Source organism: Bradyrhizobium sp. T-1 (assembly GCF_053592855.1).
Map to the genome: position 1 here is coordinate 215,772 of NZ_JBSGOX010000002.1, position 13,261 is coordinate 229,032.

Sequence of the window (13,261 nt, forward strand, 5' to 3'; positions counted from 1 at the left end):
ACTCAAATGACTTCCAGATCCATTTCGATGCCCGAGCCGGAGAATGCTCAGACTCGCCGGTCGGCGCGCAAAGAAACGGTCTACGCCGTCGGACAAATTCCGGCGCTCGATATGGAATTCTACCAGAACGTTGGGTCCGGTGCTGAGAAAGTGTCGGAGTTGACGATCCCTGCTCGGGATGGCGGCGCGTTCGAAGTGCCTGCCGGGCACCTCTTTCGGATCGTGAGCGTGGAGGGATCGCAGGTTGGTGATTTTAATCTTTGGAATAGCGACAATCTTTCTGAACACTTCTACAGCGGTAAGACGCGGGCGATTCATGCGACGCACATTTCTACTGGTGATCGCCTGTGGAGCAGCATGCCATACCTGAGGCCGATGGCGACTATCACTTACGACAGTCTGGGATGGTATGGGTGGGATTCCGATGGTTGTGGAATTCACGATGTGATCGGAACACGCTGCGACCCTTACACGAGAAGAATGATAACCGGTGAAGATTACGATCACTGTTGCCATTCCAATCTCGTTCGAGCCCTATCTGCCTTCAGAAAGATTTCGGCGAAGGAAGCCGAGGGCTACGTGCACGACGTCATGAACGTCTTTATGTGCACAGGCTTCGATGTCGAAAGTCACGAGTATATCAAAAAGGCAAGCCCGGTTCGTCCAGGCGACTTCATCGAATTCTTCGCGGAGATCAATCTCCTTGGTGCGCTATCCGCCTGTCCCGGCGGCGACTGTGGGCCGCGGGTCCCAGGGCAGACCCCCAAGTGCTATCCCCTGAAGGTGGAAATCCTTCGTCCCGCGAAGGGCGCGCTGAATGGTTGGAAGTCGCCTGAACCCTCGCCCTACAAAGGCAAGCACGGGATGAGCTGATTTGCGGAGCGCATTGTAAGAGCCGATTAACATCAAGGCGCTCGGAAATACCGTCGGCAGCTAGGCGCCGACCGGAATGGCGTCAGCCGTGCCAAGTTGACGCCGCGTTTGGGTTTGAAGTGCAACCGCGACAGCGAATTTCGAGATTATTCTCGTCATGCATGGTTGCAGGCGCTTTAGTAATTGGCGTCGTGGCGAGGCGTGATTGATAATTTGGCCCCATAAGCGATCGGTCAATCCTGTCCGCTGTGGCCAGGCCGACAGCAATTGCTCATCGGTGGTAGGATCCGGAATGTCCAGTGACGTGTCGAGCTTTCCCGCACAATTGATGCAGGGCTACGCCGCTTTCATGTTGGACCGCTTTCCTCAGGAACGACAAAGGTTCGATTCATTGGCCGCGCGCGGGGCAGTCACCGGAAGCCCTGGTGATCGGATGTTGCGACAGCCGCGTTTCACCCGAATTGATATTCAATGCGAGACCCGAGGAAATCTTCGTCATCAGAAACGTTGCAGCGCGTACCGCCCTTCGGTGTCGAGGGAGAATTCCACGCCGCCGGGGCTGCTCTGGTTGTGCTCGGTCACGCCCGGTGTGGGGCGTCCCCGCTTATGCCAAAGGCAAGGTATCGGCCTCACCAGAAAGCTTCACGACTCCATGGATGCAACGTCTGGTCCCGGTGGCGCACAGAGCTGGCCGTGTTGCGGCGGCCTGGACGACGATCACACCGACTTGGAGCTGGCTGCGATCGATCAGTCCTTGCTCAATCTAATGAGTTTTCCGTGGTGTGCGATCGCGTAGGTCGCAAGCAGCTCACGTTGCATGGATCGTATTTCGAGATTGCGAACGGTGTTCTGCACATACGAGATCGAGAGACCGGCAAATCTGATCCAGCGTGTGCGGACCGTTTTACGGACGCGATTACCTGTGCATCCGGACGATATCGATGAGGGGGCCGCTCCTGCGCCGATAGGTTTGAAATCGAAATCGGCTCGCGAATGGCCTGCTGCACATCCGGCAGATGACAACGACGAGAGGAACTACCAATGACAGTCTTCGACGCCGCGTCTGCGTCCAACCGCTCCGAGTTTGCCGCACGCGTGAATCGAATTCAACCGTCGCAGAGTGGTGCTGCGGCCCAGCGAGTGCGGGAATTGCAGGCTCAGGGGCGAACAATTCTCAATCTGACCCAGGGTGAACCCGACTTCGACACACCCGATAATGTCGTGCAGGCTGCGCTCGCCGCCATGAAGAGGGGCGAGACGAAGTATACCAACACGGATGGTACGGCAGTCCTGAAAGAGACAATTGCGAAGAAATTCGCGCGTGAGAACGGCCTCTCCTACAAGGTCAGTCAAATTTCGGTCGCCAACGGCGCCAAACAAATCTTATTCAATGCGTTGGCGGCGACGTTGGATCACGGAGACGAGGTCATCATCCCGGCTCCGTACTGGGTGTCGTACCCGGAAATGGTGTCGTTCTTCGGTGGGGTACCCAAAATCGTCGCTTGCCCGGCGGCGAGGAACTTCAAGCTCGATCCGATCGATTTGGAACGTGCGATCACGTCGAGGACTCGGTGGCTCCTCTTGAACTCGCCTTCTAATCCCACGGGGGCCGTATACACGCGCAGGGAGCTGGAGCCAATCATCGATGTATTGCGAAGAAATCCGCACGTCTGGCTCCTTAGCGACGACATATACGAGCATCTTGTCTATGACGGGCTCGAATATTGTACGCCGGCGGCGATCGATCAGTCCGTCGCGGAGCGAACCCTGGTCGTCAATGGCGTCTCGAAGGCCTATTGTATGACGGGTTGGCGCATCGGTTATGCCGCGGGTCCGGCGAAGTTGATATCCCAAATGGCGAAATTGCAATCTCAGGCCACGGCCAATCCATCGTCCATCAGCCAAGCTGCGGCCGTCGAGGCTTTGAACGGGCCGCAAGAGGGGCTTCGAGAGCGAGCAGAGAAATATCAACGACGGCGCAATCTGGTTCTGGAAGGACTCGCGTCCGTGCCCGGGTTGGCTTGCGACAAGCCGTCCGGCGCCTTTTACGTCTTCCCCTCCTGCCGCGACCTGATCGGAAAGCGGACCCCGGACGGAACCGTCCTTGCCGATGACAAGGACTTTTGCAAGTATCTCCTCGATGCCGAAGGGGTGGCGGTGGTGCACGGAGCGGCCTATGGCTTATCGCCCCACTTCAGAATCTCATATGCTACTGCGGACGAAACCTTAAAGGAGGCCTGTGTCCGCATAGCCCGGGCATGCAGTCGACTGAGTTGATGCAGCTCGCTGCCCTGACAATACGTGTGGAGCGATGTCGGACCACATTCGAGCAGCTCATATCGTTTTGCGGTTCATCGGGTCCGTGATGCGAAATGGAGATCTGCGACATGATGTCATCATTGCTCCAGGGCCGCATGAGCTCTCTAACCAGCGTTCTGTATCGCGGCCAAACGGGCGAACCGCCAAGATCAACTCATCGAGCTGGCCGCTGAGCTGGTCTTGCAAAACCGCCTCCACGAAAGTCGAGGTATTTGGTAGCTTGAAATAATACTACCAAATGGCTAGCCTCAAAGCGATCGACAAGGGAGGAAGTAATGGCCGCCATTCGACGGATAGGTATCCTCGCGCCGCCGATAAATGTGGCTATGGAAACCGAGCTACCGTCCTACGTTCCTCCCAATGTCAAGCTCAATCACAACAGGCTCACCAAACCCGGCACCGCTATAGCGAAGGAAGCGCAGCTCGCTATGGCCAACTCGTTGGATCGAGCGGCCTCGGATCTCGCACAGGCGAATCCGGAGGTGATAGTTTACGGATGTACGAGTGCCAGCTTCCTAGAGGGGCTAGGCAACGAAGCCAAGCTAGCCGACCGCATCACGATGTTGACCGGAATTCCCGCTGTCACCACTTCAACAGCCGTCATCGAAGCCTTGAAGGCCGTTCGGGCGACCAGAGTATTCATGCTCACTCCCTATCCGGATCTAATCAACAAGGAAGAGGCCCTCTTTCTGCAGCACTATGGCTTCGGCGTGGAGGCCGTCGATTCCTTCTTTTGCGCAGATGGACGACAGATCCTGACCATCTCGTCGGCGGACGTTGCCTCCAAGGTGCTCTCAAGCCGTGAGGTCATTTCAAGGTGTGACGCCGTGTTTGTCAGTTGCACCAATTTGCTGGTGATGGATCAAATCGACCGATTGGAAAGGGAATTGAACCTGCCGGTTGTCACCTCGAACCAAGCCTCTCTTTGGGCGGCACTCCGAAGGATGAAGATCGATGTCACCTCAACGGGGGTAGGCCGCCTGTTCAAGGAGCGGCGGCCACAAGAAGCACCGGTATTCGAGTTGAGCAATGCCTAACCGCGCCGTCAGGATCGTCGAACCGCCAGCATGCTCGATCGATTCCGACGCGGATAGAGTGGCCGCGCTCGAAATCATCGAAGTGTCGAAACGATTTGGAGATAACTCGATCGTCGACAACTTGTCATTGACGGTCAAGCAGGGCGAATTTTTGACATTTTTGGGACCGTCAGGCTGCGGTAAATCAACGACCTTGCGCATGATCGCGGGGTTCGAGCAGCCGGACGCGGGATCAATCAAGATCGGCGGCCATGTGATGACGGGCGTTGCGCCTTATCGGCGTCCCGTCGGCTTGGTCTTCCAAGGTTTGGCGCTATTTCCGCACCTTACTGTCGAGGAGAACATCGCCTTCGGGCTGGCGGTGAAAAAGGTCAAACGCGACGAAATCGTAGCAAGAGTACGCGAGGCGCTCGCGTTGGTGGATCTGAGCGAGCTCGGACGACGTCGGATACAACAGATATCGGGCGGTCAACGTCAACGCGTGGCCCTGGCGCGCGCGCTGGTCACTGGCCCGTCCGTTCTCCTGCTGGATGAGCCCTTCGGTGCACTGGACTTCAAGCTGCGCCGCCAGATGCAGATCGAATTGAAGCGTATCCAGCACCAAGTCGGCACAACATTCGTATTCGTGACTCATGATCAGGAAGAGGCGATGATCCTGTCGGATCGGATAGCCGTTTTCAATCATGGAAAGCTCGAACAATTGGGCAGCGCGCGTGAGGTCTACGAGAACCCGAAGAATGCATTCGTCGGAGGCTTCCTCGGGGATATCAACATCTTCGTCGGCCACGTGCAGTCTCTCGAGAAAAACGGTGCGAGTCTGCACCTGAGCGAGGTCTCGGCCGACGCTCTGATAGTGGCAACTCCAGAGATGAAAATCGGCGCAGAAGTCGCGATATCGATTCGTCCCGAGAACGTACGTGTGGGACGCGAAGTGTGGGGTAACAGTTGTCTTATGGTCGGCCAGATCGTGGCGAACATCTATATGGGCGCGACCGTCCGTCAAAGCGTTGTGGTCGACGACAAGGTCGTGGTGGTGGATACGACGGCCCGGCATGTGCAGCAGCAAGGCCTGCTTCCGGGAACTCAGGTCAAGTTGGCATGGGATTTGGAGGACGCCATCGTTTTCGCGAACAAGGAGGTGCGGAAGTGAAGCACGCTGCCGGTCTATTGATGGCCCTGAGCTTGTTCAGCCTTTCGACGACGGTTGCGTGCGCCGCCGACGGAGAAGTTGTCATGGGCACCTGGGGAGGAGGCAACAGCGAGATGTGGCGAGAGAAAGTCGGCAAGCCGTTCTCCGCGTCGTCCGGTATCGTGGTCAAGATCCGCGACTGGTCGGATCCGGAGCCGACGTTAAGAGCCCAAGCGAGAAAACCTCAGTTCAACGTCGCACTGGGCACCTGCTACAACGCCGCAAATCTCCAAAAGGATGGATTGCTGGAAAGCTTTAAGAAGGAAGACTTCCCCGAACTGGCTAATTTCGAGAAGTCGTCCTATCTGATAGACCAGAACGGCGAAGTTTACGCTTTCGGCATCTACTTTCAGTATTACGGGGCCGCATTCAACAGCGATCAGGCAAAAGCGTCAGACTTCGAGTCCTGGCGGGCATTGGCCGACCCGAAATTCAAGGATAAAGTCGCTATCGCCCGGCCGATCTATGCTGCTCCCAATGATTTGGTTCTCTTTGCGAAAGTCGGAGGGGGCGACGAAAACAACATTCAGCCCGGCATTCCTCTGCTTACGTCGATCGCGCGTAATGCTCTGACTGTCACGAACTCCACTGCTCAGATGAATGCCCTGCTGTCGCGCGGAGAGGTCACGGCGGGAGCCTACTATTCGAGCCGCGTCTGGACCATGCGGGCTTCCGGTGTAAAGAACGTCGATATCACAATACCCTCCGAAGGAGGATTGCTGCTGTCATATTTCTTGATCGTGCCGAAAGGCGCGAAGAATCTGGACGCCGTGAAAGCCTGGATAAACTATGCTTTAAGGCCAGCACCAGAATTGGCCATGCTTGATGCGTCTGGCTTCCTACCGCTCAATCAAACTGCCGCGCTTAGCCAGGAACAGCTCAAGGAGGTTGGTTCGCCGCAATCGTTGCGTTCGAAACTTTACCAGCCAGACTGTTCGGTGCTTGCCGCGAACCAGGAGAAGCGGGTCAATTTGGTCGAACAAATCTACTCTCAGGTCAAGTAAGCAATAAATTGGAAAGCGGCGGGTCAATGACGGATGTCGGAACTGAGAGGACGACCCGGCGGCACAGCGGCAGCGGAATGTTGTTCAAGGCGCGGCCGGTAAAAGTCGACTCCCAATTTCTTCTTCTCGTTCCAACTAGCGTACCGTTGATGCTTCTGGCGATCGGTGTCATCTCACTCGTGGTCGGCTCGTTCACGTCGAACAACGAATTGAGCTTCGCGCAATACCAGGCAGTCTTGGCGCGTAAAGATTACATTGAGACTCTTTATCGAACGATTTGGTTGGCCGGTCTCACGACCTCGATTTCGCTCCTGATAAGCTATCCCACTGCCTACTGGATCGCGCGATATCCGGGAAGGCGCGACATCTTTCTCATCATTCTGATGATGCCCTGGTTGGTAAGCGTCGTCGTGCGAACGTACGGCTGGATAGTGATCCTGGGCAAGAAAGGGGTCATTAGCCAGGCGTTGATGTCATCAGGCCTGATCGCGGGTCCATTAGAAATCCTGTTCAGTCCGACCGCCATCGTGATCGGGCTGGTTCATGTATTCTCACCCTTCATGATCCTTGCGATAGTGACAGTTCTGATCCGGCTGGACAAATCACTGGAGGAGGCGGCAGCCAGTCTCGGCGCGGGACCGTTTGAAACGTTCCGCAGGGTACTGTTGCCGTTGAGCTTTCCTGGGATCGTGACGGGCAGCATCATCGTGTTTCTGATGTCAATGGGATCGGTGGTCACTCCTCTGTTGCTCGGCAGCATGCGTGACAAGATGCTTGGTGCGCAAATTTATCAAGATGTCTTTCAACTCTTCAATTTTCCGAAGGCCGCGGCGCTAGCGATGATTCTTTGCGTCGCTGCCCTGGCGGTCGTGCTGCCTCTGCAGCTACTCGAGGCTCGTGCGAAGAAAAGTGCGGCCTCTTAGGGAGGTAGGATGAAAGTCGCTTGCCGCATAGTCGCCGTCCTAGTGCTCGCCTTTTTGCTCGCACCGATTGTGGTCGTGGTGCTGTCCTCATTCTTCGAGTCGGGATTCATCGAAGTTCCGCTCAGCCAGCCTTCACTGAAGTGGTACAGTCAATTCTTCAGTAGCGACGAGTGGATTTTAACGGCGGCCGACAGCGTCGTCATTGCTTTTGTTGTCGCGGTGGCGAGCACTGCCCTAGCGCTGACAACCGCATTGGTGACCGCGCGCCGCCATTTTTGGGGCCGCGCATCATTCGAGTTCATGATTTTGGTGCCGCTGGTATTGCCGCACGCCGCAATGGGTGTCGTGATGCTGACCGTGATCGGATCGCTCGGCTGGAATGGAACGTATAGCGGCATTGTGCTGGCCCATACAATCCTAGCGTTACCCTTCGCTTATCGACCGATCCTGAACAACATGCGGAGCCTTGAGAAGGATGTCGAGGAGGCGGCGATGAATCTGGGCGCGACGCCCGTCGTGATGTTCTTCAAGGTTATTCTTCCACTGATGCGGCCGGGCATTGTCACGGCACTCATCTTCAGTTTTATCATTTCGTTCGACGAGTCGACCGTGACGCTCTTCCTAATCGGACCCGACGCCACAACTCTGCCAGTCAAGATTTTTGCCGCGATACAGGAGGACGCAAGTCCGATTATATCGGCAATTTCGACGATGTTGATCGGAGCAACCGTCTTTGTACTGATCGCTGTGCAGAGGTTGGTTGGCTTGGAGGCGTTTGCTGAGGCCGAGGGAGGGCCAGGCCGGCGATAGCAACGGCTGCTGTGTAGAAGGCGTCCGGTCTCTTCCGACAGGAGGTGCTTGACGGCGGAAAAAAGAAGCTGCCGTCAGCCGGGGCTATATGCATCATATGCATGAAAGTAGGTACTTTTGTTATTGGCGTTGTTTTGGCGAACTGTTTTTAGTGTTGCCCAGCATATGGCTGGCACGCAGCTCCATCGAGGATCGATGGCTGAATGGCTTCGACGTTTGCGACGCAAGAAGATGAGTCTTGGAGACGAAAAGGAGCCATGAAAAGCGAAGACTTCAAGATGATCTCAAAGCTCATTGGCTTGATGCATGGATCAGGGGTCGAGGAGCTGGAAGCATCCGACGGAGACTTGCGCGTAAAGATCACGATGTTTGCGGCCGCACAGGGTAGGCAGGAAATGCATGGGGCGGCGCCTTCCGATCCGCCAGTTGATGCGACCGTGTCGAACGAAGCCGTCGACGAAACGACGTCGTTCGTCTGCGCTTCAATGCAGGGCATTTTCCATCGCGCGCCCGCGCCGGGTGCCGAACCTTTCGTAGTAGTTGGAAGCCGGATCTCCACAGGTCAGCAGGTCGGCATCATCGAAGCGATGAAGCTCTTCACTCCACTGCTCGCTCCGACAGCCGGTGTAATCGAGCAAATATTGGTGGAAAACGGAGTGGAAGTGCAGGCCGAACGGCCATTGTTCAAGGTGAAGTGCAATAGCAATACCAGTAGCGATGGCGAAGCGACATGAAGCCTTCCAGGCCGATAGAGTTTGCAAACCCGCAGGTGAGCTTGTGCGGAAGTGCGGCGCTCTTGTTCGATGCGGAGGGGCCGATGTGTCTACCCACACAGGAGCGTATCTGGACTCTTAGCAAGCAGGTCGGTCAATGGGACGTGGTTGTCGATACTCAAGTCGGTATGAATAATCTTCTCGTCCTGTTCGACTCTTCGAAGGCCGATCCGGAAGCACTTGCATCGAGACTTCTGGAGAGCTGGAGGAAAGTTGAACCGGGCGGTCCACAAGGGAAGCTTCTTGAGGTTGGTGTCGTTTATGGAGGCGATCGCGGCATGGACCTTGGTGAACTGGCTGCTCATCACGGTATCGATCCGGAGACCGTCGTAAAGCTGCATTCCACTCCGGAATATGTCGTGTTCGCGCCCTCCACGACGCCGGGATTCGGCTATCTCTTCGGTTTAGACCCACGTCTCTTCACACCTCGAAGAAAGGTGCCCGTGGTGCGTCCGTTTGGGGGAAATGTGACGATCGGGGGCGGGCAATCAAATCTTGGAAATCCTCGCGGCGCCGGTGGGCCACCGACGTTTCCGACCGGCTGGTACGTCATCGGGCACGTACCGGAGGCGCCGGTGCCGTTTGATCTAAGTCGCAATCCGCCAAATCTTCTCGATGTCGGTGATCGAATTCGCTTCCGCGTGGAGCGCATAGAGAGATGATTGAGGTTGTTCAGACTCCGCCGCTCAACTCCGTGCAGGATGACGGCCGTGTCGGCTTTCGAGGATTTGGGATTGGACGATCCGGGGCGATGGATCACGTGGCCTTGGCGGCGGCCAATGCGCTTTTGGGAAACGAGGAGAACGCGGCCGCCATCGAACTGCAATTGTATCCGTTCGCGGTGAAGTTTCATTCTGACACTCTTTTTGTGCTTACAGGCGCGACAGCTCGTGCAAAGCTCGATGGCGTGGCGGTACTTCCTTGGTGGGTGACGCCGGCTCGCGGCGGCCAAAAGCTTGTGGTGTCCGAGCCGGTGGACGGTTTGCGGACGTATTTGGCGATCGCCGGTGGCGTCGAAGTTCCCGTAATACTCGGATCTCGCAGTACGCAGCTGCGCGATGGCTTCGGCGGCTTTGAAGGGCGCTCGCTTAAGGCCGGAGACCAATTGGAGGTAGGGCACGCCGCTCCGGTCACTCTGCGGGATTTAGGAGGATATGGCGCCAGTCCAGCCTTGTCTGAGCTGCCGTCGGCGACGTGGGCGGGCAGCAGCCCGGGGGGAGTCATCCTCCGCGTCATTACGGCATCGGAGTACGACCTGTTCGACGAATCCTCCAAAACCGCCTTTTGGACCACACCTTGGACGATTTCCACGAAAAGCAGCCGGATGGGCTATCATCTTACGGGCGCGACACTGTGCCGGACGCATGACGTGGAAATGAGGTCGCACCCGATCGTACCTGGCGTCATTCAGGTGCCGCCTTCCGGTGATCCGGTGATACAACTGGCGGACGGTAACTCTGCGGGCGGTTACCCGAAGATTGGTGTCGTCATCGAGCCCGATCTTTGGCGGATTGGGCAAGCAAGGCCAGGCCAGTGTCTTCACTTCGTTCGGTGCAGCTTCGCCGAAGCTCGCGATGTCGAGAGGGTGACGCGCAGCTACATCGAGGAGATCCGACGGTTGGCAAAGTTTTGTAGGTGTTCCCCGCGAGCGAAGCTCCCATGAGCATCGAGTCTTGGGAATTAGCGGAGTTGATCGCCCAAATGAAACGGGCAGGCGTGAAAGAGTTGGAGGCGCAACGCGGAGAGAGTTCGATCCGCCTCTCTCTGGGCCGGCACAACCGCAAAATGGTGGGGACGAGAGCGCTAGAGCTGGCTGGCGTCGAGCGGACCGACGCAGCCACGTTCGTTCGGGCTCCTGCTGTGGGTAGGTTCTCGAATAGACACCCGTTGGGAGAGGCGACGACCGTAGGAGATCACGTTCAAGAAGGTGACTTGCTCGGGGTGATCGCTATCGGACCAATCTTCAGGCCGGTGATCGCGCCCGTCGCCGGTCGTGTGATCGAGCAGGTCTGCCGCAGTGAGAGCGACGTCGAATACGGAACGACGCTATACCGCATAATGGCATCGGGCTGAAACGAAGGTCCTGCCGAAAGGAGCACCCATGGAGATTGATCTCAATTCTGATCTTGGCGAAGGCCTTGGCCGTTGGAGGATGGGAGACGACGAGGCGCTGATGAAGCTGGTCTCATCAGCGAACGTCGCTTGCGGCTTTCACGCGGGCGATGCGGTCATCATGACGCGCATGGTCGAGGCAGCGAAAGAGAACGGCGTAGCTCTCGGCGCACATGTCGGGCTGCCGGACATACTCGGTTTCGGGCGTATCCCGATGAAGATCGATCCGCGTGACATGCAGAAGCATGCGCTTTATCAACTGGGTGCGCTTTCTGCTATCGCGAAGGTCAATGGCTACAAGGTTACCCACGCGGGGACCCATGGCGCCCTGGGCCAGATGGCACAGGAAAACAAGGAATATATCGAGAAGATTCTCGAAGTGTTCGCGGCGTTCGACAGGGATCTGATCATCGCGGCTTCGGTCAAGAGTCACGCAGGCACATTCGCGAAGTCGCTCGGATTGCGGGTGGTAGGCAAGATCTTTGCTGACCGGGCATACGACGACGAGGCTCGCTTGGTTAATCGGCGACATCCGGGCGCACTTATCACCGATCTGACCGAGGTTGCGAGGAGAATGAGCCAGTTCCTCGATGACGGGACTATCACGTCCGTGTCGGGAAAGCGGATCAAGGTCGACGCAAAATGTGTCCTGGTCCATAGCGATACTCCGGGCGCTGTGGAAATCGCGAGAGCCGTAAGGACGGTGGTCGAAGACGGCGGAGGACGTATCGTTCCGCTAACGGAGCTTGCGGCGTAATGTCGGTGCGGTCCATATTGATCGCTAATCGAGGCGAGATAGCGCTCCGGATCATTCGCGCGTGTCGGACGCTGGGGCTGCGAACAATCGCTGTCTGCTCCGAGGCAGATCGAGGGGCGGCTTACCTTGCTCTTGCCGATCGAGCGGTCTGCATCGGCGGCGCGGCGGCAGATACGAGCTATCTGGATATTGGGGCGGTGATGCTCGCAGCAGCCGCCGTTGGTGCCGACGCAATTCACCCCGGATACGGGTTCTTGTCGGAGAACGGAGACTTCGCGGAAGCGGTCGAAGGCGCTGGGCTCATCTTCATTGGTCCGACCTCCGATGTTGTCCGGCTAATGGGGGATAAGATCGCCGCGAAGGCGAAAATGCGCGAGCTCGGCGTGCCTTGCGTTGCGGGAAGTCATGGCGCGCTTCCCGATGATCCGCAGCTCTGCCAAGCGTGTGCGACCGAGGTTGGGTACCCTCTTATCATTAAGGCGGCGGGCGGCGGCGGCGGTCGCGGCATGCGGATCGTACGAGACAGCGCAAGTCTCCACCAAGCGATCGGAGCCACGCGGGAGGAGGCGAGGCGGGCATTTGCCAATCCGACGATCTACCTGGAGAAATTTTTGGAGCACCCGAGGCACGTCGAGATCCAGGTCATCTGCGATGGGGGAGGCGAGGGAGTATGGCTCGGCGCCCGCGACTGCTCGATGCAGCGCCGCCACCAGAAATTAATTGAAGAGGCGCCGCCGCCAGGCGTGCCTGAGGCCAATATCGCCGAACTTGGGGAGCGCTGTGTAGCCGCTTGCCGGGCGATCGGCTATCGCGGCGTAGGCACCTTCGAATTTCTCTACCAGGACGGGATATTCGCTTTCATCGAGATGAATACGCGCATACAGGTCGAACATCCAATAACCGAGGAAACCAGCGGCATCGATATCGTGCGCGAGCAGATTCGGGTGGCATTGGGCGAGCCGCTCGGACTTCGTCAATCCGAGGTCACCTGCAGAGGCCATGCTATTGAGTGCCGGATCAATGCGGAACATCCTTTCGACGGCATTCCTTCTCCTGGTCGTGTTGAGAGCTGGCTGGCTCCGGGCGGACCGGGAATTCGGGTCGATACCCATATCGTGGCAGGTTCGGAAGTCCCTTCACACTACGACTCCTTGATAGCCAAGGTGATCGCTAGGGGCGAGGATCGTTCGGAGTGTATCGAGCGCATGCTTTCGGCCTTGGCAGACCTGCGCGCAGAGGGTATCCGGTTGAACACCGAGCTTCACTCGGTGGTATTGAAGGACGCGTCCTTTCGGGACGCGCGCCTTAGCATCCACTCCTTGGAAGACATCCTTCGACGGCGCGCCTCGTCCGATCGACGGTGAGCGTGATAGGCGACGGCCCGTCGAACCTAATGTGCAATCGAGCACGCATCAAAGGCGGGCAGCCTTGGGCGAATTCGTGCAGTGCGAGATCGCGTCCGAT

At 57.3% G+C, this 13,261-nt stretch carries 14 protein-coding genes; all 14 read left to right on the forward strand.

The genetic code is table 11. From position 1 onward, the window contains the following. Positions 1–6 precede the first annotated feature (6 nt). The 14 genes from ACWAT4_RS40385 (at position 7) to ACWAT4_RS40450 (ending at position 13,161) form a co-directional block, all read left to right on the forward strand. Positions 7–873: an urea carboxylase-associated family protein gene (locus ACWAT4_RS40385; RefSeq protein WP_128929678.1), complete on the forward strand. Its 867-nt coding sequence runs from the start codon at positions 7–9 to the stop codon at positions 871–873. 292 nt (positions 874–1,165) lie between these two features. Further along, complete coding sequence (locus ACWAT4_RS40390; RefSeq protein ID WP_283814997.1) at positions 1,166–1,669, forward strand: hypothetical protein; 504 nt, start codon at positions 1,166–1,168, stop codon at positions 1,667–1,669. A gap of 245 nt (positions 1,670–1,914) precedes the next feature. Then, on the forward strand, positions 1,915–3,150 hold the full coding sequence (locus ACWAT4_RS40395; protein ID WP_128929677.1) for a pyridoxal phosphate-dependent aminotransferase: 1,236 nt from the start codon (positions 1,915–1,917) through the stop codon (positions 3,148–3,150). Between the two features lie 317 nt (positions 3,151–3,467). Continuing rightward, the gene (locus ACWAT4_RS40400; RefSeq protein ID WP_128929676.1) at positions 3,468–4,229 is read left to right on the forward strand and encodes a maleate cis-trans isomerase family protein; all 762 of its coding nucleotides are present in this window, start codon (positions 3,468–3,470) and stop codon (positions 4,227–4,229) included. After that, the gene (locus tag ACWAT4_RS40405; protein ID WP_128929675.1) at positions 4,222–5,379 is read left to right on the forward strand and encodes an ABC transporter ATP-binding protein; all 1,158 of its coding nucleotides are present in this window, start codon (positions 4,222–4,224) and stop codon (positions 5,377–5,379) included. The genes ACWAT4_RS40400 and ACWAT4_RS40405 overlap by 8 nt, the downstream gene beginning before the upstream one ends. After that, entirely contained in the window at positions 5,376–6,422 is a 1,047-nt protein-coding gene (locus ACWAT4_RS40410) for an extracellular solute-binding protein (protein WP_164933833.1), read from the forward strand. The genes ACWAT4_RS40405 and ACWAT4_RS40410 overlap by 4 nt, the downstream gene beginning before the upstream one ends. A gap of 26 nt (positions 6,423–6,448) precedes the next feature. Then, the gene (locus tag ACWAT4_RS40415) at positions 6,449–7,345 is read left to right on the forward strand and encodes an ABC transporter permease (protein WP_206733165.1); all 897 of its coding nucleotides are present in this window, start codon (positions 6,449–6,451) and stop codon (positions 7,343–7,345) included. A 9-nt stretch (positions 7,346–7,354) separates the two neighbouring features. Then, the gene (locus tag ACWAT4_RS40420; protein WP_128929673.1) at positions 7,355–8,155 is read left to right on the forward strand and encodes an ABC transporter permease; all 801 of its coding nucleotides are present in this window, start codon (positions 7,355–7,357) and stop codon (positions 8,153–8,155) included. A 257-nt stretch (positions 8,156–8,412) separates the two neighbouring features. Then, the gene (locus tag ACWAT4_RS40425) at positions 8,413–8,889 is read left to right on the forward strand and encodes an acetyl-CoA carboxylase biotin carboxyl carrier protein (protein WP_164933834.1); all 477 of its coding nucleotides are present in this window, start codon (positions 8,413–8,415) and stop codon (positions 8,887–8,889) included. Next, positions 8,886–9,590: a 5-oxoprolinase subunit B family protein gene (locus ACWAT4_RS40430; protein WP_128929671.1), complete on the forward strand. Its 705-nt coding sequence runs from the start codon at positions 8,886–8,888 to the stop codon at positions 9,588–9,590. The genes ACWAT4_RS40425 and ACWAT4_RS40430 overlap by 4 nt, the downstream gene beginning before the upstream one ends. Continuing rightward, positions 9,587–10,591: a 5-oxoprolinase subunit C family protein gene (locus tag ACWAT4_RS40435; RefSeq protein WP_128929670.1), complete on the forward strand. Its 1,005-nt coding sequence runs from the start codon at positions 9,587–9,589 to the stop codon at positions 10,589–10,591. The genes ACWAT4_RS40430 and ACWAT4_RS40435 overlap by 4 nt, the downstream gene beginning before the upstream one ends. Then, positions 10,588–11,001, forward strand: coding sequence for an acetyl-CoA carboxylase biotin carboxyl carrier protein (locus ACWAT4_RS40440; protein ID WP_128929669.1), 414 nt, complete (start codon positions 10,588–10,590; stop codon positions 10,999–11,001). The genes ACWAT4_RS40435 and ACWAT4_RS40440 overlap by 4 nt, the downstream gene beginning before the upstream one ends. 28 nt (positions 11,002–11,029) lie before the next feature. Further along, on the forward strand, positions 11,030–11,797 hold the full coding sequence (locus ACWAT4_RS40445; RefSeq protein WP_128929668.1) for a LamB/YcsF family protein: 768 nt from the start codon (positions 11,030–11,032) through the stop codon (positions 11,795–11,797). After that, positions 11,797–13,161, forward strand: coding sequence for an acetyl-CoA carboxylase biotin carboxylase subunit (locus ACWAT4_RS40450; RefSeq protein ID WP_128929667.1), 1,365 nt, complete (start codon positions 11,797–11,799; stop codon positions 13,159–13,161). The genes ACWAT4_RS40445 and ACWAT4_RS40450 overlap by 1 nt, the downstream gene beginning before the upstream one ends. The last annotated feature ends 100 nt before the right edge of the window (positions 13,162–13,261 follow it).